17 protein-coding genes are annotated in these 18,010 nt (G+C 64.0%); 14 read left to right on the plus strand and 3 right to left on the minus strand.

Annotated elements, in window-relative coordinates; genetic code table 11:
* Positions 1-48: 48 nt before the first annotated feature.
* Positions 49-534 carry a NanQ anomerase/TabA/YiaL family protein gene (locus tag BN3001_RS04180; protein WP_058270570.1) on the minus strand — a complete coding sequence of 162 codons (486 nt, stop codon included), beginning with the start codon at positions 532-534 and terminating at the stop codon, positions 49-51.
* Between the two features lie 131 nt (positions 535-665).
* Here BN3001_RS04180 and BN3001_RS04185 point away from each other — a divergent pair, with 131 nt between their 5' ends.
* The 5 genes from BN3001_RS04185 (at position 666) to BN3001_RS04205 (ending at position 6,798) form a co-directional block, all read left to right on the plus strand.
* Positions 666-1,499: a GntR family transcriptional regulator gene (locus tag BN3001_RS04185; RefSeq protein ID WP_082629976.1), complete on the plus strand. Its 834-nt coding sequence runs from the start codon at positions 666-668 to the stop codon at positions 1,497-1,499.
* A gap of 306 nt (positions 1,500-1,805) precedes the next feature.
* Positions 1,806-3,194 carry a hypothetical protein gene (locus BN3001_RS04190; RefSeq protein ID WP_058270572.1) on the plus strand — a complete coding sequence of 463 codons (1,389 nt, stop codon included), beginning with the start codon at positions 1,806-1,808 and terminating at the stop codon, positions 3,192-3,194.
* Positions 3,195-3,309: 115 nt separating this feature from the next.
* Positions 3,310-5,442, plus strand: a complete 2,133-nt coding sequence (locus BN3001_RS04195; protein WP_058270573.1) for a hydantoinase/oxoprolinase family protein — start codon at positions 3,310-3,312, stop codon at positions 5,440-5,442.
* A gap of 66 nt (positions 5,443-5,508) precedes the next feature.
* The gene (locus BN3001_RS04200; RefSeq protein WP_058270574.1) at positions 5,509-6,318 is read left to right on the plus strand and encodes a hypothetical protein; all 810 of its coding nucleotides are present in this window, start codon (positions 5,509-5,511) and stop codon (positions 6,316-6,318) included.
* Positions 6,319-6,345: 27 nt separating this feature from the next.
* On the plus strand, positions 6,346-6,798 hold the full coding sequence (locus BN3001_RS04205) for a NanQ anomerase/TabA/YiaL family protein (RefSeq protein ID WP_058270575.1): 453 nt from the start codon (positions 6,346-6,348) through the stop codon (positions 6,796-6,798).
* Between the two features lie 131 nt (positions 6,799-6,929).
* Here the strand turns inward: BN3001_RS04205 and BN3001_RS04210 are convergent, their stop codons facing one another.
* Both BN3001_RS04210 and BN3001_RS04215 read right to left on the minus strand, forming a co-directional pair.
* On the minus strand, positions 6,930-7,367 hold the full coding sequence (locus tag BN3001_RS04210; RefSeq protein WP_058270576.1) for a PPC domain-containing DNA-binding protein: 438 nt from the start codon (positions 7,365-7,367) through the stop codon (positions 6,930-6,932).
* Between the two features lie 33 nt (positions 7,368-7,400).
* Entirely contained in the window at positions 7,401-8,330 is a 930-nt protein-coding gene (locus BN3001_RS04215; RefSeq protein WP_058270577.1) for a ketopantoate reductase family protein, read from the minus strand.
* A 251-nt stretch (positions 8,331-8,581) separates the two neighbouring features.
* On the opposite strand from BN3001_RS04215, the gene BN3001_RS04220 reads away from it, so the two are divergent.
* The 9 genes from BN3001_RS04220 (at position 8,582) to ftsX (ending at position 17,892) form a co-directional block, all read left to right on the plus strand.
* Positions 8,582-9,505: a sugar phosphate isomerase/epimerase family protein gene (locus tag BN3001_RS04220; RefSeq protein ID WP_058270578.1), complete on the plus strand. Its 924-nt coding sequence runs from the start codon at positions 8,582-8,584 to the stop codon at positions 9,503-9,505.
* A gap of 55 nt (positions 9,506-9,560) precedes the next feature.
* On the plus strand, positions 9,561-11,126 hold the full coding sequence (locus BN3001_RS04225; protein ID WP_058270579.1) for an FGGY-family carbohydrate kinase: 1,566 nt from the start codon (positions 9,561-9,563) through the stop codon (positions 11,124-11,126).
* Between the two features lie 162 nt (positions 11,127-11,288).
* Entirely contained in the window at positions 11,289-11,984 is a 696-nt protein-coding gene (locus BN3001_RS04230) for an L-ribulose-5-phosphate 4-epimerase (protein ID WP_197407451.1), read from the plus strand.
* A 100-nt stretch (positions 11,985-12,084) separates the two neighbouring features.
* Complete coding sequence (locus BN3001_RS04235; protein WP_058270580.1) at positions 12,085-12,951, plus strand: L-ribulose-5-phosphate 3-epimerase; 867 nt, start codon at positions 12,085-12,087, stop codon at positions 12,949-12,951.
* Between the two features lie 155 nt (positions 12,952-13,106).
* Complete coding sequence (locus BN3001_RS04240; protein WP_058270581.1) at positions 13,107-13,793, plus strand: transaldolase family protein; 687 nt, start codon at positions 13,107-13,109, stop codon at positions 13,791-13,793.
* 81 nt (positions 13,794-13,874) lie between these two features.
* Positions 13,875-14,696 (plus strand): transketolase, encoded by an 822-nt coding sequence (locus BN3001_RS04245; RefSeq protein ID WP_058270582.1) that lies wholly within the window; start codon positions 13,875-13,877, stop codon positions 14,694-14,696.
* Between the two features lie 4 nt (positions 14,697-14,700).
* Positions 14,701-15,639 (plus strand): transketolase family protein, encoded by a 939-nt coding sequence (locus BN3001_RS04250; RefSeq protein WP_058270583.1) that lies wholly within the window; start codon positions 14,701-14,703, stop codon positions 15,637-15,639.
* A 242-nt stretch (positions 15,640-15,881) separates the two neighbouring features.
* Positions 15,882-16,979: a cell division ATP-binding protein FtsE gene (ftsE, locus tag BN3001_RS04255; RefSeq protein ID WP_058270584.1), complete on the plus strand. Its 1,098-nt coding sequence runs from the start codon at positions 15,882-15,884 to the stop codon at positions 16,977-16,979.
* Positions 16,966-17,892, plus strand: a complete 927-nt coding sequence (gene ftsX / locus BN3001_RS04260) for a permease-like cell division protein FtsX (protein ID WP_058270585.1) — start codon at positions 16,966-16,968, stop codon at positions 17,890-17,892. Before ftsE ends, ftsX begins: the two co-directional genes overlap by 14 nt.
* Positions 17,893-18,010 lie beyond the last annotated feature (118 nt).

An 18,010-nucleotide genomic window follows, 5' to 3' on the forward strand; every position in this document is an offset into this window, starting at 1 on the left:
CCAGGGCACCCAAGAGGGGGCGGCCGCGTCTGTGGCCGCCCCCTTCGCTTAGCAAGATGACAGCGCGACCTTGATGACGATCTTCTTGATGTGGGCGGCCTCCCCTCCCACTTGGATGGCGGGGATGTGGAGGTCCCAGGGGAAGAAGACGGCATAGCCGCCCTGGGCCATTCGGATGCGGCTCTCGAGTGCCGTCTTTGACTCTGTCCAGAAGCAGATGTCACGTGGCGTGTCGAGCAGGTTCTCGACGGCGGTGTTGTCGCCAAGATCGGGATACCAGCCTATTTCCTCGGGTCCGCCCGCAGCCAGGAACTGAACGTCAATATAGCGGCGATGCGACTCGGGCCTAAGCTCCCGGCGCGGCTTGGTGTCCTGGGAGATGACCTGCATGATCATGTCGTCTCCCGCAAGGTGATATACCCCCGGATCACAGGCGGCGGGTGCCCCTGATGCCAGTATGCCAAGCGCCCTTCTCACGGGCTCGGGATACAGACTCCATTGAGCCGGCGTCTCGCTCACGTTGCCACACAGCATGATGAACCTCCTTATAATGTGATGTATCAACATACAAGCAGGCAAACCCAGCCGAACCCGCGTGCTTCAACCGATATTGTCGTTCGTGAAGTGCCAGGCACAGGCGAGAATCCCCCGAATGGTAGGTCACGATGGAATCAGCATTTGTGCGCGCGGTCATGAAATCCGCCACTCCCACGGCAAAGCGGGGAGGTGACGACGCGGCGTCCGAGATGAGGGTCCTGGACCGCCTGGAGGGCGAGACGAGCGCGGAGTACGCCTATCGCTGCCTCAGGTACAACATCTTCATGTGCATCATGGCGCCTGGGTCGCTGCTGAGGGAGGCGTCGGTGGCGGGCAAGCTCGGCGTTTCGAAGACGCCCGTCCATCAGGCGATCGGAAAGCTGCGCGAGCAGCTCCTCGTGGACGTCGAGCCTCAGAGCGCGACGCACGTCTCCAAGATCAACGTGAGCGCCATGCGTCAAGGATCTCTGCTGCGGACCGACATCGAGGCCGCCACGCTCTTTCGCATGGCAGGCAGGCTTCCCAGCGCTTACATCATGCGCCTGGGTGAGTGCCTCGCCCGCCAAAGGGAGGCGCTCACGGCGGACGACATTGACATACATCGCGTAGGCGAGCTTGATGACGAGTTTCATCGCGTCGTGTTCGAAGGGTCCGGACTCGAGTTCACCTGGCGCCTGATCAAGGCCGCCTCGTCACACTATGACCGCGTGCGCTACATGGGCCTGGTGTACGGATTCAACGAGGCGACAGAGTTCTACAAGGACCATGAGGACTTTTACAAGAGGCTCGCATTTGGCACCCGTCTTACCAAGGACCAGCTGTACACGTTCATGTACGGTCATCTCAACCACTACGTCGAGTTCTTTGACCAGATGGTGATCGACCATGCGGACTACTTCGATTTCGGGCCCGTGCCAGGGGATGCAACCGAGGCGCCTGATATCACAGCGATAAAGAAGTAACACACCAGTTATCACAGCAAAGCCCCTGCCAATGAACGCATGCTGTCAGGGGTTCTACCATGCTATTCCGTGGATTATACCGTTCACAGGAAAAAGTCTACCGATGGTCGGCTGACGCTAAACCATGCTTTTACCGCGTTTGTCAAAAAACTAATATTCTAGATAAGTTGCAGGGGACCAGACTGGACCGAAATGACGCCGGAATGAGTCCCTTGATCCTGCCGGAGACTCGTCGTCGAGTACGAAATGCTGGGAGGGGAGGACGGCCAGCGCGTACGCACCGTTAGTCCACAGAAAGGAATGGCAATGGAAATCGCGATTGGCATACTTCTCATCATCTCGTTCTTTGGCTTTGCGTTCTACTGCATCAAAGGCTACAACCTCATGGCGGGCTTCCTCGTCATGGCGACGCTGTGGCTCGTCCTCTCGCTAATCGGCACCCTCGGGGCCTCTCCCGACTTCATTGCGGCAAACAAGGTTCTTCAGTTTGGTCCCGGGACTGACGTCTCGCTCGTCAAGGTCCTCAACACCGTGTATCAGTCCGGTCCCGAGGGCTGGGGTACCATCCTCATCAACTTCATCTTTGGTGCATGGTTCGGCCGCGTCCTCATGGACACGGGCATCGCGGGCACCATCATCCGCAAGACGGTCGAACTCGGTGGTGACAAGCCTCTCGTCACCGTGATTCTGCTCGACATTGTCACCGCCATCATCTTCACCTCGATGACCGGCGCCGGCCCCGTCATGGCCGTGGGCGTCATCGTCCTGCCGATCCTCCTCTCGCTGGGCATTCCCAAGGCGATCGCGCTCTTTACCTTCATTGCCTCCGTCGGCGCAGGCAGCTACCTCAATCCCGTGTTCTTCCAGCAGTATCGTGCCTTCGTCATCGACCCCGACAAGCTCCCCGCCTTCAACTTCGGTTGGTATGCCGGCGCGTGGGGCTACGCCGCCGCGGGCATCATGGTCGTGGTCACCATCATCATGACCGCCATCTACCTGGCAACCAGCAAGAAAAGCCACGCCTGGGCCGCGCAGGCAGCCCCTCAGGCTCAGAAGGACGCCCCTGGCTACACGCTCGTCCTCCCGCTGCTTCCCGTCGTCTTGAACATCGCTTTCAACTTTTCCGTTATCGGCGGCTTCCTGCTCGCCGGGCTTCTCGCCCTGTGGCTGTGCGGCAAGTTCAACAAGGGCTTCCGCGAGAACATCCAGTACATCAACAAGCTCATGTACGACGGCACGGTTGACACCGCCCCCATGGTCGGCTTCCTCGTCTGTCTGCCCATGTTCAACACCGTTGCCAAGTATGCCTCCCCGTACTTTAGCGCCGTGCTCGGACCCATCATCCCCACCCAGCCCCTCATGATCTGCGCCCTCTTCACCGCGCTTCTGTTCTTCAGCCTCTTCCGCGGCCCTCTGACCTTGGTCGGCTGTGGTGCTGCTACCCTAGGCGTCCTCAAGAACGTTGCGAGCTTCTCCGTACCGTTCATGTACTGCGTCTTTGCCATCCCCACCATCACGGGCAACCTTGGCTCCTGCATCACGCAGAGCTGGACCGCCTGGGGCCTCTCGTACTCCAAGGTTGAGTCCAAGGACTTCCTGCGCCTCTCGGTTCCCACTCTGTACATCGGCGGCGCCATCCTGTTCGCCCTGACCTTCATCGCCATGGGCGCCCTCGGCGGCGAGTGGTTCGTGTAACAATCCCGCAGGCAGAAAGCAGCCTGCTTCCTGACCGCACGTACATCAAGGCGGGTATGACCGGGTGCTCTTCGGCATGCCCGCCCTTCCATAGAGACCAAAAGGAGATGGTTGCATGTCAGCAGGTCATCGCAGCGTCCGTATGGGCATCGACGTCGGGGGAACCTACACCAAGTGCGTGGCCCTGGACAACCAGACCCACCAGATCATTGGAAAGAACGAGGTCAAGACGACCCATGACGACGAGAGGGGTGTGGCGGCCGGCGTCGTGGCCTCGTTCAGGAACTGCCTGGCTGAGAATGGCATCGATCCCGAAGACGTCGTCTTCGTCGCCCACTCAACCACGCAGGCGACGAACGCCTTCATCGAGGGCGACGTAGCCCACGTGGGCATCGTCGGCGTCGCGGGCGGCGGGCTCGAGGGCATGCTCGCGAAGCGTCAGCTCAACATCGGCGACGTCATCCTCGACGCGCAGGTCGGTCGTAAGATTCCGGTCCACTCCACCTTCATCAAGAAGAAGCAGCTCACCGACGCGACGATCGACGCCGCTCTCGGTGAGCTCGTGGATGCCGGCTCCGAGGTCATCGTCGCCTCCATGGCCTTTGGCGTGGATAGCATGGCCGAGGAGGAGCAGATCCATCGGCGTGCCCAGATTCGCGACCTTCCCGTGACCATGGCATCCGACATCACGAAGCTCTACGGCCTCACGCGCCGCACGCGCACGGCCGCCATGAACGCAGCCATTCTTCCCAAGATGATGGCCACGGCCAACGCGACCGAGCGGTCGGTACGTGAGGCGGGCGTCAATGTCCCCCTCATGATTATGCGTGGCGATGGTGGCGTCATGGAGATCAGCGAGATGCGCAAGCGCCCCATCCTCACGGCGCTCTCGGGCCCCGCCGCCTCCGTCATGGGCTCGCTCATGTACCTGAGGGCCTCCAACGCCATCTACTTTGAGGTCGGTGGCACCACCACTAACATTGGCGTCATCAAGAACGGCCGCCCTGGCGTTGACTACGCCAACATTGGTGGCCATGATACGTACATCAGCTCTCTCGACGTGCGCATCCTCGGTTGTGCGGGCGGGTCCATGGTCCGCATCAGCAACGATGACGTCGTGGATGTGGGCCCCCGTTCCGCCCACATCGCCGGCTGCGAGTACGCCTGCTTCACGCCCGAAGAGGAGATCGTTGACCCCCAGGTCGTCATGCTGAGTCCCAAGCCCGGTGATCCCGGCGACTACGTTGCCATCAAGCTGGCGAGCGGCAAGATGATCTGCTTCACCAACACCGACGCCGCCAACGTGCTGGGCCTGGTGGACGAGAAGTTCTTTGCCCACGGCAACGTCGCCTCCGCCCGCAAGGCCATGCAACCCGTCGCTGACAAGCTAGGCATCACGGTCGAGGACCTGGCGACGCGCATCCTCGAGAAGGACTACGAGAAGGTCAAGGCCTGCATCGACGCCCTTGCCGAGAAGTACGAGCTTGACCCTGAGGCCATGCGCCTCGTGGGCTGCGGCGGCGGTGCGGCCTCCCTCGTTCCCTACTGCGCCGAGAAGATGGGCCTGCCCTACGCCATCCCCGAGAACGCCGAGGTCATCTCATCCATCGGCGTCGCCCTCGCCATGGTTCGCGACGTCGTCGAGCGCGTCATGCCCAACCCCACCCAGGACGACATCCGCACCATCAAGCAGGAGGCCACCGATCAGGCCATCAGCTCGGGCGCCGACCCCGACACCGTCGAGGTTCATATTGACATCGACAGCACGACGGGCAAGGTCACGGCCATCGCCACGGGATCGACCGAGGTAAAGACCACCGACCTTCAGAAGGAGGTGGATGAGGCCGAGGCGCTGCAGCTCGCGACCGATGACTTTGGCAGGCAGGTCAGCAACATCGAGCTGAGCGACCGGACGGACCACTTCTTCATCGTGACGGGCACTCACAAGGATCACCTGCCTCTGCGCGTCGTGGACAAGAAGGGTTTCGTGCGCGTGCAGGTCTCAAACGCAGTCACCTGCAAGACGACGGTCGCCCACTGCCTTGAGGAGGTCGTCAGGCTTTGGGACGAGGCGTCGTCGTTCATGGCAGACAGCGTCATGCGCCCCGACTACTACATCTGCGTGGGTCCGCGCGTCTGCGACTACTCCGCCATCTATCTCGAGCAGCTTGAGCTCATGATGGGGCTCGACATCGATGATCGCGACCCTGACGAGGAGGTCGTCATCATCTGCGAGAAGAAGGACTAGGCGCATGTCGCCGGGGGGTGGCCTCGAAATCTTACGGGCCACCCCACCCACGAGGGAGGCATTGCCATGGAAGGCCCCAAGAAGAGGTGGTCTGATGCCATCATTCGCCCGGTCAAGCGCACGTTGTTTGGCGACGAAACATACGCGGGCGCTGCCAAGGGCCCCGAGTGCGTGGATGTGGTGCCGCTTGCCCAAGCGCTGAGAGACGTGTGCTCCCTGCGCTGGGAGGATTGGACTGACTACGCCTTTGCTCGCGAGCCCCTGAACGGTCGTCTGAACGACGAGCTGCGTGCCGAGCTCATGGAAGGGGCGCGTGCCTGCGGGGACACGTGGGCCCGCTTCTGTGAGGAGCGCTTTGGTAGCGCGGACCCTCACGACATCGCGAGGGGCCTAGGCGTGAGCATCTTTCTCGATGAGAAGCCCCACAGCCAGGACCGCGTCGTGTTCGCTGAGTTCGTGGAGCCCGATCGCATCTACGTGTATGCCGATGCTCTCGACAAGGCGCAGACGCTTTTGGATGACCCTGAGGTCCGCGAGGCGCTTGGTCCTGTGAGCCCCCAGTCCATCCTCCTGGCCCACGAGGTCTTCCATGCCGTGGAGCTTGTAGGCAAAGAGCGGGTGTGGTCGAGGTCTCACAAGGTGGACGTAGGCTTTGGCCTCCTTCACAGCCGTGTCCATCTGGCGGTTCTGGACGAGCTTGCCGCCATGGGCTTTGCCCAGGCGCTGCTGGGACTCACTTACAGCCCCTACGTGATGGACGTGTTTCTCACCTACTGCTACTCGCCTGTTGCCGGGAGCAGCCTCTATCACGAGGTCATGGGCGAACAGCCCCTCTTTGGGGCAGATGAGGGCAAGATGGAAGGTCCCACAGGCTGAGGCCTGACGATCAGAGAGGAAGGCTCGATGCTTTCGTGCAACATCAAGGACGTGGATAGGCACGACTACCTGTCGGACCGCTTCGCGACGGCCTATCGCTGGCTCAAGGAGAGCGATCTGGACTCCATGGCTCCGGGCAGTTACGAGCTCGACGGCCCTGACGTGGTCGCGGGCGTGCAGGAGTACGAGACGGCACCTCTTTCCGACCTGCGCTTCGAGGCGCATGATGCCTTCTATGACATTCAGTACGTCATCTCGGGCCACGAGCGCTTTGGCGTCGCCGAGAGGAGCGACCTGGCGCTTGCGGAGTCCCTGCCTGAGCAGGACATGAACTTCTTCGAGAATCCCGAGATCTTCACCGAGGTCATCCTAGGTCCGGGGGACCTCGTCGTCGTTCCGCCCGAGCAGGGGCACAAGCCCCGCGGCGCAGTCAACGACCCTGAGCCCGTCCGCAAGGTCGTCGTGAAGGTTCGCAAGTAGCATGGCAACAAGCAGGCAGCCGCCTCATGCGAAATCAGCCATGCTGACTCACGACCCATGTCAGGAAGCGGCCCGTCCGAGCTTGCTCGGACGGGCCGTCGCATTGGGGCTAAGGTGTGCCGGCGGGTCCTCTAAGACTTGGGGATGAGGGCCAGGGGTCCCTCGTCGGTGGGCGTGCGCGTGAGTGGGAGGCCCGCATGTTCGTACACGACGACCTCGGCCAGATAGGCGACACTGCAGCCCATCTCGAGGTGGCCGCCCGTCGCACCGTCCTTGTCCGAGACGACGGCGTGGATGTGCGGGATGCCGTCGGCGATGACACCCGTGAGCGATAGGAGCTCCAGGGGGTGATGGTCCCAGGTGACGAAGTCCTCCTTGGCGGGGAACTCCGTGAGCGTATTCACCATGTGCAGGGTGCAGGTCTCGAGGGTTCCGTATCCCGAGACGATGCACCCATCGTTGATGTCATGGTCCCTCAGGGCCTGCTCGATTGACTCGCGCAGCAGGTCGCCCCGGTTGAGGCGGATGACGAGGACGCGACCGCCAGAGGCGGACTCATAGCACTTCATACGGGTACTCCTTGGGTCGATAGGGTGGGACGGTCAGGCGCTGCGCAGCGCCAGCGCCCTGCCCTCGAGGGCGTGGATGGCCGAGACCACGAACTCATGGTTGGGGGCGGCGACGCCGTGCCTGGAGGCGCAGGAGACGACGAACCCGCTGATGGTGTTGACCTCGGTCCTCCTTCCGGCGGCGATGTCGGCCTGGATGCTCGTGACGCCCTCGGGGCTCGCCTCGCATACGTGGCGCACCTCGGCGATCTTCTCGTCGGCGTCAAAGTCGAAGCCCGCCGCGCGGGCGACCTCGACCGCCTCGCGGACGAGCTTGGTGCAGAGCAGCCAGGCATGCTCATCGGTAGCGATAAAGCCCAGGGGCATCTGGAAGAGGCCCGTGAGCGCGCTGGCCGAGACGTTGGTGAAGAGCTTGTTCCAGATGAGCCTCTGCACGTCTGCGCTGACCTCGGTCTCAAGGCCGCAGATGGTCAGGGCCTCGGCGATGGGAGAGAGCTGCTTGAGCGTGGCGGCGGTTCCGCCGATGACCGTCTTGCCGCTGCCGCCGTGGCGCATGGTGCGAATGCCCAGGCGGGAGGCGTTGTGCTGCGTCGTGCCGATGATTACGTGGTCGGCAGCGGCGTACTTGCCCAGGACCTCCTCGTGGCCGCCGCCGTTCTGGAGGGTCATGAGGTAGGTGTCGGGGCCGATGATGTTGGCGTCCGAGGCGAGGGCGGCATCGGTGAACAGCGCCTTCACGAAGACGATGACGAGGTCCTGGGGAGCCATGCCCTCGGTCGTCGTTGCGGCGTGGGGATGGTATACCGCGGACGTCCCATCGGGCTCGACGATCTCGAGGCCCTCGGCGTTGATGGCGTCGATGGCATCCTTCGCCACGTCGAGGACGGTCACGTTGTGGTGCTGGCTCAGGTAGGCACCATAGAGCCCGCCCATTGCCCCGCAGCCGATGACGGTGATGTTCATGAGCGCTTCCTTTCGCCTAAAAACAAAAATTACAGGTAATGCAAACAGTATGGACCAGGATTATGAAGAGGGAATGACTTGGTGAGTTATTTGCCGTTTGACCTCTATATCATACCGCTCATACAGGAGTGAATAATTGAAATATCACTTATCAACAACCTTGAGCAAGAATAGAATCGAACCCACTAATACGAGGGGGACACTCCGAGTCCATCTATCTGGAATGCCAGTGCCTGCGAAAGGAAAACGCCATGTCCCAGACCATCAAGACCTCCACTCACCTGCTTGAGATGTTCATGCCCTACATGTACGACGAGGCTCGCATGCTCGAGGTGCTAAGGAGGGTCGTGCGTCTTGACTTCTACCGGGGCGTCGAGCTTCCTGTGTTCTTTGACGGCGAAAATCGCAAAGCCGTCCGCTCGATCATCGAGCAGCAGGGCCTCTTTGGCGGGACCTCGGTCACGCCCTACGTCAAGGCCCAGGGCCTCAGCCTCGCCGACCTGGACAAGGACGGCCGCCGCCGCGCCGTTGACCTCGTGAAGCAGCTTGCGCGCTATGCCGCCGACTGCGGCTACACCAACATCTGCATCCCCTCGGGCGACGACCCCGGCGCGCCCCTGCGCGGCTTTGCCAAGGTGGCGCTCGCCGAGTCCATCGTCGAGATCGCCGAGCACATGGACGGCCTCGGCGAGAAGCTCACCATCGAGCCTCTCGACCGCTTCGCCTACAAGAAGCAGCTCATCGGCCCCATGGAGGAGGACGTCGTCTGGTTCAAGCCCCTGTTCGAGCAGTGTTCCAACGTCTACATCCACTGGGACAGCGCCCATGAGGCGCTGGGCGGCATCGACCTCACGCGATCGCTCGAGCTTGCCTCTCCCTACATCGCGCAGGTCCATCTCTGCGACGCCATCACTGACGTCTCGCACCCGTGCTTTGGCGACTTGCACATGGACTGCGCCATGGCCCCCGACTGGGAGACCGAGGGCTTCCTGACGCCCGAGGTGGGCTCCCAGGTTCTGAGGACCGTGGCCTCGTTCGACACGCCCGCGGGCGTGAGCGACGTGTACGCCTCCGTGGAGATTCACGGCCACCCCGGGGCGCACCTGTGGCTGCTGGAGGAGCATGCCAGGAAGTTCCTCCAGCGCTGCTTCGAGCTTGCCGGCATGGACTGCTAGTCGAGAAGCCCCAAACCGTCCGCTTCATGCGGACGGCTGACGCCAGGAGGGACGCATGAGCTACTACATCGGCCTGGACAACGGAGGCACCGCGACAAAGGCGGCGCTCTTTGACGAGACGGGTGCCCAGCTAGCCGTCTGCTCGGTTGCCACCTCCTCCCAGACGCCGCGGCCCGACTTCGTCGAGCGCGACATGGAGGAGGTGTGGCGGGCAAACTGCGCGGTCCTGCGGGGCGTCCTCAAGGACGCCGGCATCCCCGCGCAGGCCGTCGCAAGCGTTGGCGTCTGCGGGCACGGAAAGGGGCTCTACCTGTGGGGCAAGGACGGCGCGCCCGTCCGCCCCGCGATCTCGTCCACCGACAATCGCGCCCACGAGTACGTGCGCGCCTGGCGGGCCGACGGCACGGAGCGGCGGGCGTTCGCCCTGTCGTGCCAACACGTGATGAGCTGCCAGCCCGTGGCGCTTCTCGCCTGGCTCAAGGACCATGAGCCCCAGGCATATGCCAACATCGCGCATGTGTTCGAGTGCAAGGACTACCTGAGGTTCCGCCTCACCGGCGAGGCGCGCGCCGAGCTCACGGACTACTCGGGCAGCGGCCTCATGAACCTCCACACCAAAAAGTTCGACCCCGAGCTGCTTGCCCTCTTCGGCATCGAGGAGGTGGGTGGCGCCCTCCCGCCGCTCTGCTCCTCCGTCGAGGTCGCGGGCGTGGTGAGCGAAGAGGCCGCCGCACAGACGGGGCTCGTGGCGGGCACGCCCGTCATCGGCGGCTTCTTTGACATCGACGCCTGCGCGCTCGCCTCCGGCGTCGTGACGGGTGACCTCGTCTGCATGATCGCCGGCACCTGGTCCATCAACGAGTACATCCGCGACGCTCCGGTCCTCGACGGCAGCGTCGCCATGAACTCCCTGTTCTGCCTGCCGGGCACGTACCTCATCGAGGAGTCGAGCGCCACGTCGGCGGGAAACAACGAGTGGTTCATCCGCCAGCTTCTGCCCGAGGTGGCCCAGGAGGCGAAGAGCGCGGGCAAAAGCGTCTACGAGGTCGTCAACGACTGGGTGGCCGAGGTCGGCCCCCACTGCTTCGTTCCCACGTTCCTGCCCTTTCTCATGGGCTCCAACGCCCACCAGAACGCTCGGGGGACCTTCGTGGGGCTTGACGTCTCGCACGACCGGCGCCACCTCGCCCGCAGCGTCTACGAGGGCATAACGTTCTGCCATCGTCAGCACCTCGACCGGCTTCTTGCCTCAAGAAAGGACGCTCCGCGCGCCATCAGGCTCTCGGGGGGAGCCGCGCGCTCCGAGGTCTGGTCCCAGCTCTTTGCCGACGTCATGCAGCTTCCCGTCCAGACGGTCCTCGCCGACGAGGCGGGCGCCCTGGGCTGCGCCATCGCCGGCGCCGTCGCCACGGGCCGCTACGCGAGCATGGAGGAGGCCGTCGAGCGCATGGTGGGCGTGGGCAGGACCTTCTCGCCCAACGAGGCGCTCAGAGATACGTACGAGCGCAAGTACGCCGTCTATCAGAAGGCCGTGGCATGCCTGGACGGGCTGTGGGATGACATGGAGGCGCTGGCCGGCGAGGCCGACCATGCCAGTCAGGCCGGCGGGGCCATGGCGTAGCCGCCCCTCTGACGTTCCTCAGCCCTTCGCCGCAGCCCCGCGCTCGCGCCCTTTTGTGGCCCAACCATGCCACAGGGGACCGCGCTCAGAGGGCAAAAGGGTAAAATGGGGCCGACGCAGTCGTTGCGTGCGAGCCGCCCGCGACCGAGAAAGGACGACACGATGATGCTCAAGGAACTCAGAGAGAAGGTCTACGAGGCGAACATGGACTTGCCTCGGCACGGTTTGGTTGTTTTTACCTGGGGCAACGCTTCGGAGCTCGACCGCGAGAGGGGCCTTTTCGTCATCAAGCCGTCCGGCGTGGACTATGAGAGCCTCAGGCCCGAGGACCTCGTGGTGTGTGACCTCGAGGGTAAGGTCGTCGAGGGCGACCTTAACCCCTCCTCCGACACGCCCACCCACGCCCTCCTGTATCAGAGGTGGGGAGATACCGTGGGCGGCGTCGTTCACACGCACTCAAGCTGGGCGGTCGCCTGGGCGCAGGCCGGCAGGGCCATCCCCTGCTACGGCACGACGCACGCCGACTACTTCTATGGCGAGGTGCCCTGCATGCGGGGGCTCACCCAGCAGGAGATCGAGGAGGCTTACGAGCTCAACACGGGCAAGGTCATCGTCGAGGGCTTCGAGGGCAAGGACCCCCTGGCCCAGCCCGGCTGCCTCGTGCGCAACCACGGACCCTTCGCCTGGGGCAAGGACGCGCCCGACGCGGTCTATCACGCCGTCGTCCTCGACGAGGTGGCAAAGATGGCCGCCCGCACCGAGCTTCTCGCACCTCAGGCGGGTCCTGCCCCCCAGTATTTGCAGGACAAGCACTACCAGCGCAAGCACGGCCCCAACGCCTACTACGGCCAGAAGTAGGCCGCCGAGGCAAAGCGCGCGGCAGCTGTTTCGAGAAAAACTGAGAGGGGGCGCTGGCCGTGGGCGAGGGCCGGCGCCTTCTCCTTCGAGGGGAGAGACCATGACCAAGACCTATCAGCTGGGGTTGTACGAGAAGGCCACGCCCGCAGGGCTCAACTGGGAGGAGCGCCTGGGGGTGGCGGCCTCCTGCGGCTTTGACTACCTTGAGATCTCAGTGGACGAGACTGACGCGCGTCAGGCACGACTCGACTGGACGGCCCAGGAGCGCGCCGAGGTGGTCCAGGCGGCACGGAACACGGGGGTTCCCGTGGGGTCGATGTGTCTCTCGGGCCATCGCAAATGGCCCCTGGGCGCCAAGGACTCCCAGAAGCGCGCCTACGCCCTGACGATGATGGACAAGGCGCTTGAGCTCGCCTGCGATCTCGGCCTGCATATCATCCAGCTGGCGGGATATGACGCCTACTACGACGAGGACGCCTGGGGGGAGTCCGAGAGGTACTTCTCCGAGAACCTGGCCAAGGCGACCGAGATGGCGGCAGCGGCTGGCGTCGTCCTGGGCTTCGAGACCATGGAGACGCCCTTCATGGACACGGTCGGCAAGGCCATGAGGTACGTCGACGAGGTCGGCAGCCCCTTTTTGGGCGTGTACCCCGACGTGGGCAACCTCACGAACGCGTCTTTCATCTACGGGACGCCCGTGGCCGATGACATCGCGCTGGGCGCGGGGCACATCTTTGCCGCGCACCTCAAGGCCACCAAGGCGGGACACTACCGCGACATGCTCTTTGGCGAGGGCACGACCGACTACGAGGGCGGGCTCTCGCAGCTCGTTCCCCAGGGCGTACGTCGCTACGTGTGCGAGATGTGGTATCTGGGCTCCGACGTGTGGAAGGACGACGTCGCCCATGCCTCCGCCTTCTGCCGCGAGAAGATTGAGGCGGCGCTGCGCGCTGCCGCGGCGGCGTAGGTCCGATGCGGCGTGGACGCGCCCCTGACGGCTTGTACGGACATGCGGCGCCAATTTGGTACCTATGGCCCCCGTCACTGCCGGCGGCCCGTCTCGACACGATACAATAATCATAGGTAGTTTCCAACGGCTCAAGAGGTGAAAGGAAGCACGTCATGAAATTCTTCGTCGATACCGCCAACCTTGACGAGATTCGCCAGGCGGCAAGCTGGGGATGCCTCTCGGGCGTCACCACCAACCCGTCGCTCTACGCAAAGACGGGAGGCAAGCTCGCCGACTTCGAGGGCCACATGGTCAAGATCTGCGAGATCTGCGAGGGGCTGCCCGTGTCCGCGGAATCCACGGCCGAGACCACGGAGGAGATGATCAAGGAGGCCGAGCACCTTGCCTCCCTGGCCCCCAACATCGTGGTCAAGCTGCCCGTCACCGAGCAGTCGCTCCCCGCGATCCACCACCTTGCCCTTGAGGGCATTCGCGTCAACATGACGCTCGTCTTCTCGGCCCCCCAGGCGCTCCTGGGCGCCCGCGCCGGCGCGCGCTACATCTCGCCCTTCGTCGGTCGCTTTGACGACATCGGCGACGAGGGCCTGGACCACCTGGAGGAGATCGTGGACGCCGTCCACAACTACGATTACGGCTACTGGGACGAGGAGGGCGGTCCCGAGATTATCACCGCGTCCGTGCGCACTCCTCACCACGTGACCCAGGCGGCCCTCATGGGCGCCGACATCGCCACCGTTCCCTTTGGCGCGCTCAAGAACTGCGTCCATCACCCGCTCACCGACCGCGGCCTAGAGCTCTTTGCCGCCGACTGGGCAAAGGTCACCGGCGACGCCAAGTAGGCATGGCTTGCCTTGGCGGCAGGGACGAGTGCCCTGCCGCCTTCTCTTTATCGCCCGCTTTCTCAAGGACAAGGAGACGCAATGACAGATGACGAGCTCAGAAAGGTTGCCACGGAGATTCGCAAGGGCATCCTCACGGGCACGCACGCGGCGAAGTCGGGGCATCCCGGCGGCTCGCTCTCCGCGACGGAGATCTTTACCTACCTCTACTTCGAGGAGATGGACATCGACCCGGCAGATCCCGCCAAGCCCGACCGTGACCGCCTGGTCCTCTCGAAGGGACACACCGCGCCCGGCCTGTACGCCACCCTCGCGGAGCGCGGGTTCTTTCCCAAGGAGGAGCTCACGACCCTGCGCCACGTTGACTCGCGCCTGCAGGGCCATCCCAACATGAGGGACACTCCCGGCGTTGACATGAGCACGGGCTCCCTGGGCCAGGGCATCTCGGCGGCCGTGGGCATGGCGCTCTCCGCGAGGATCTGGGGCGACGACTGGCGCACCTACGCGCTCTGCGGCGACGGTGAGATAGAGGAGGGCCAGGTGTGGGAGGCCGCCATGCTGGCGGGCAACCATCAGCTGGACAACCTGTGCGTCATCGTCGACCACAACGGCCTGCAGATTGACGGCACCCTCGAGGAGGTCAACTCCCCCCAGCCCATCGGCGACAAGTTTGCCGCCTTCAAGTTCCACGTGATCGACGTCGCCGACGGAAACGACATCTCCCAGCTGCGCGAGGCCTTCGCCGAGGCGCGCGCCACCAAGGGCAAGCCCAGCTGCATCGTCGCCCACACGGTCAAGGGCAAGGGCGTCTCGTTCATGGAGAATCAGGTTGGCTGGCACGGGAAGGCCCCCAATGACGAGCAGTACGCCCAGGCCATGGCCGAGCTTGCGAAGGAGGACTAGCAAGATGGCAGACGTTCAGAAGATCGCAACGCGCCAGAGCTACGGCGCCGCCCTGGTGGAGCTTGGCGCCGCCCATGACGACTTCGTCGTCCTTGACGCCGACCTTGCCGCGGCGACGCAGACGGGCAAGTTCAAGAGCGCCCATCCCGACCGCTTCATTGACGTGGGCATTGCCGAGCAGAATCTCATGGGGGTCGCCGCGGGCATCGCCACGACGGGACGCAAGGTCTTTGCGAGCACCTTTGCCATGTTCGCCGCCGGACGCGCCTTTGAGCAGGTGCGCAACTCCATCGGCTATCCTCACCTTCACGTGGTCATCGGCGCCACGCACGCCGGCATCTCGGTGGGCGAGGACGGCGCCACGCACCAGTGCAACGAGGACATCGCCCTGATGCGCACCATTCCGGGCATGACGGTCATCGTGCCGGCGGACGACGTCGAGGCGCGCGCCGCAGTCGTCGCGGCATACGAGGCCGATGGCCCCGTCTACCTGCGCCTGGGCCGTCTTGCCGCCCCCGTCATCCATGACGAGGGCTATCAGTTCCAGGTTGGCAAGGGAACCGTCGAGCGCGAGGGCACGGACGTCACCGTGGTCGCCTGCGGCCTGGAGGTGGGCTTTGCCCTCGAGGCGGCCGAAACGCTCGCCGGCAAGGGCGTAAGCTGCGAGGTCATCAACATGGCGACGGTCAAGCCCCTCGACGAGGAGCTGCTTGTGGCATCCGCCACGAAGACGGGTCGGGTCGTGACCGTCGAGGAGCATTCCGTCATCGGCGGCCTGGGCGACGCGGTGTGCGGGACGCTTTCGGCCCTCCGTCCCACGCCCGTCAAGAAGGTGGGCATGTACGACGTCTTTGGCGAGTCGGGCCCCGCGCTCGAGCTGCTCCACAAGTATGGCCTCGACGGCGAGGGCGTCGCCAAGGCCATCGAGGCGTTCGTCCGCTAACGCCAACGTCGTACCGCTTTCGCGCATGACGGCGGGAGCGGGACGACGTGGAGCCAGCTGTCCCGACTGTCGCCGCGCCACGTTCGTATGAGGGCGGGGCCGCCCCACCTGCAGTGGGAGCGGCCCCTCCTCCGTGCGTGCCGCTCGTCTGTGTGTGACGTGCAAATTCAGGGTACCATGAGACGCTTTGCTACAATACGTTCGAATCTGTCAGTGATTGCTACGTAGAATCAGGAGCACTTGTGGCCAACCATTTTCGCAGCAGCGAGCGGCCGGGAGACCGCGGGGACGCGTCGTCGGCGTCCCAGGCGCCCGCGCAACGACAGGGCGACGGCTCCGTGCTGGACGACGAGCTTGAGGCGGCCATGGCCGCCGTGCGCTCCTCGGCGTCGTTCGGGGGCACGGCTCCTATCAGCGAACCGGAGTTCATAAGCGCCGCAGGGCCCGATGTCCGCCCGACGGGCGACGCGGGTGCGACTGACGCACGCCCGGCAGGGGACGGCTCGCTTGACCTTGCCGACGAGTCCACGGCCCTCGAGGTCGCGGATGACGAGTCGTCAGTTGACGTCCAGGACGACAAGAGCGTCTTCTCTCCCATGATCGCCGGAGACGCGCCCACGATTGACCGCACCGGGACTCCCACCATCTCGCTCAGGAACGCGACGCTCATCTATCCCGCCCAGCCCAACAAGCCGGCGCTCGAGGACGTGAGCCTGGACATCTACCCGGGCGAGTTTGTCTTCGTGGTGGGTCATTCCGGGTCGGGCAAGTCCACGTTCCTCAGGCTCGTCACGCGCGAGCTCAGGGCCACGAGCGGTCAGGTCATCGTGGCGGGCCAGAACCTCACGAAGCTCCGCAATCGCAAGGTGCCGTACCTGCGTCGCCAGATTGGCACCGTGTACCAGGACTTCAAGCTTCTCCCCGACAAGACGGTGTACGAGAACGTCGCCTTCGCCCTCGAGTGCATCGGCAAGCCGCGCTCGGTCGTCAAGGTGCAGGTGCCCGAGGTGCTGCGCCTGGTGGGCCTTGCGGAGAAGATGGACAACTATCCCGACCAGCTTTCCGGCGGCGAGCAGCAGCGCGTCTCCGTCGCCCGCGCCATGGTCAACAGGCCCCCGCTCCTCGTGTGCGACGAGCCGACGGGCAATCTTGACCCCGCCATCTCGCTGGGCATCATGAAGCTGCTCGACCGCATCAACCGTGCGGGGACCACCGTCGTCATGGCGACCCACGACCGCGAGATGGTCGATTCCATGCGCAAGCGCGTCGTCGCCCTTGAGGCGGGACACATCGTCCGCGACCAGGAGAGGGGAGGCTACGGTTACTATGGTGCCCTCTAATCTTGGTTACTCCCTGCACGAGGCAGGACGCCACTTCCGTCGTAACTGGTCTACCGTCATGGGTGCAATCGTCACCATCTTTCTTTCGCTCTTTGTGATAGGGCTCTTTGCCGTTGGGTCCGTGCTGCTCAACCGCATCGCGGGCAACGTCGAGGACCAGGTCACCATCCAGGCCTTCCTCTCGGACGATGCCAACAAGGCCTCCGTTGACGCGTTTCAGCAGAAGGTCCAGGGATGGGAGTACGTCCAAGGCGTCACCTACAAGAGCAAGGAAGAGGCCCTGGAGAGCTACAAGCAGAAGATGAGCAACAAGAACGCCAGCGACGTCGTCGCCGCCCTCGACGGCGACAACCCCCTGCCGGCCTCGCTCGTCATCACGCTGTCGGACCCGAGCAAGGTCGAGAGCGTCGCGGGGAACCTCACCGCCGACGCCGACTTCAAAGGCATCGCGGACGACGCGAACGACCCCTCGCAATCCGTCCAGTACGGGCGCGAGACGGTGAAGAAGCTGCTGAGCGTGACCTACTACCTGCGCGTCGGCACGGTCGTGCTCGTCGCGCTGCTGGCGTTCATCGCGTTCGTCTTCATCAACAACACCATCCGACTGGCCATTTCCGCGCGCCGCCGCGAAATTGCGATCATGCGGCTGGTGGGTGCGTCCAACGGCTTCATTCGTGGGCCGTTTTTGGCCGAGGGCATGCTGGAGTCTCTGATAGGGTCCCTGCTTGCCATCGCCGTGCTGCAGGCGGGCGTCTCGATCGTGCTGCCCAGGCTGCAGGCCGGCCTGACCTTCCTGTCGTTTGACATTCCCGTTCCCATGCTGGTGCTGACCTATGCGGCGCTCGTGGCGATCGGCTGCCTCCTAGGCCTGTTTGGCTCGGCCATCGCCATGAGGCGCTACCTCAAGGTGTAGGCCTAAGGAGTCTGACGGCACCCAGCCGGGGCCTTTGCCCTAGCGTGCGCTTTGGGCCGACGTGGCATCCCCGCGCCGGCTCATTTTCATGCCTGATACTTCGGGGTCCCGTTCAACG

This window comes from Olsenella massiliensis, assembly GCF_001457795.1.
GTDB classification, from domain to species: domain Bacteria; phylum Actinomycetota; class Coriobacteriia; order Coriobacteriales; family Atopobiaceae; genus Olsenella_F; species Olsenella_F massiliensis.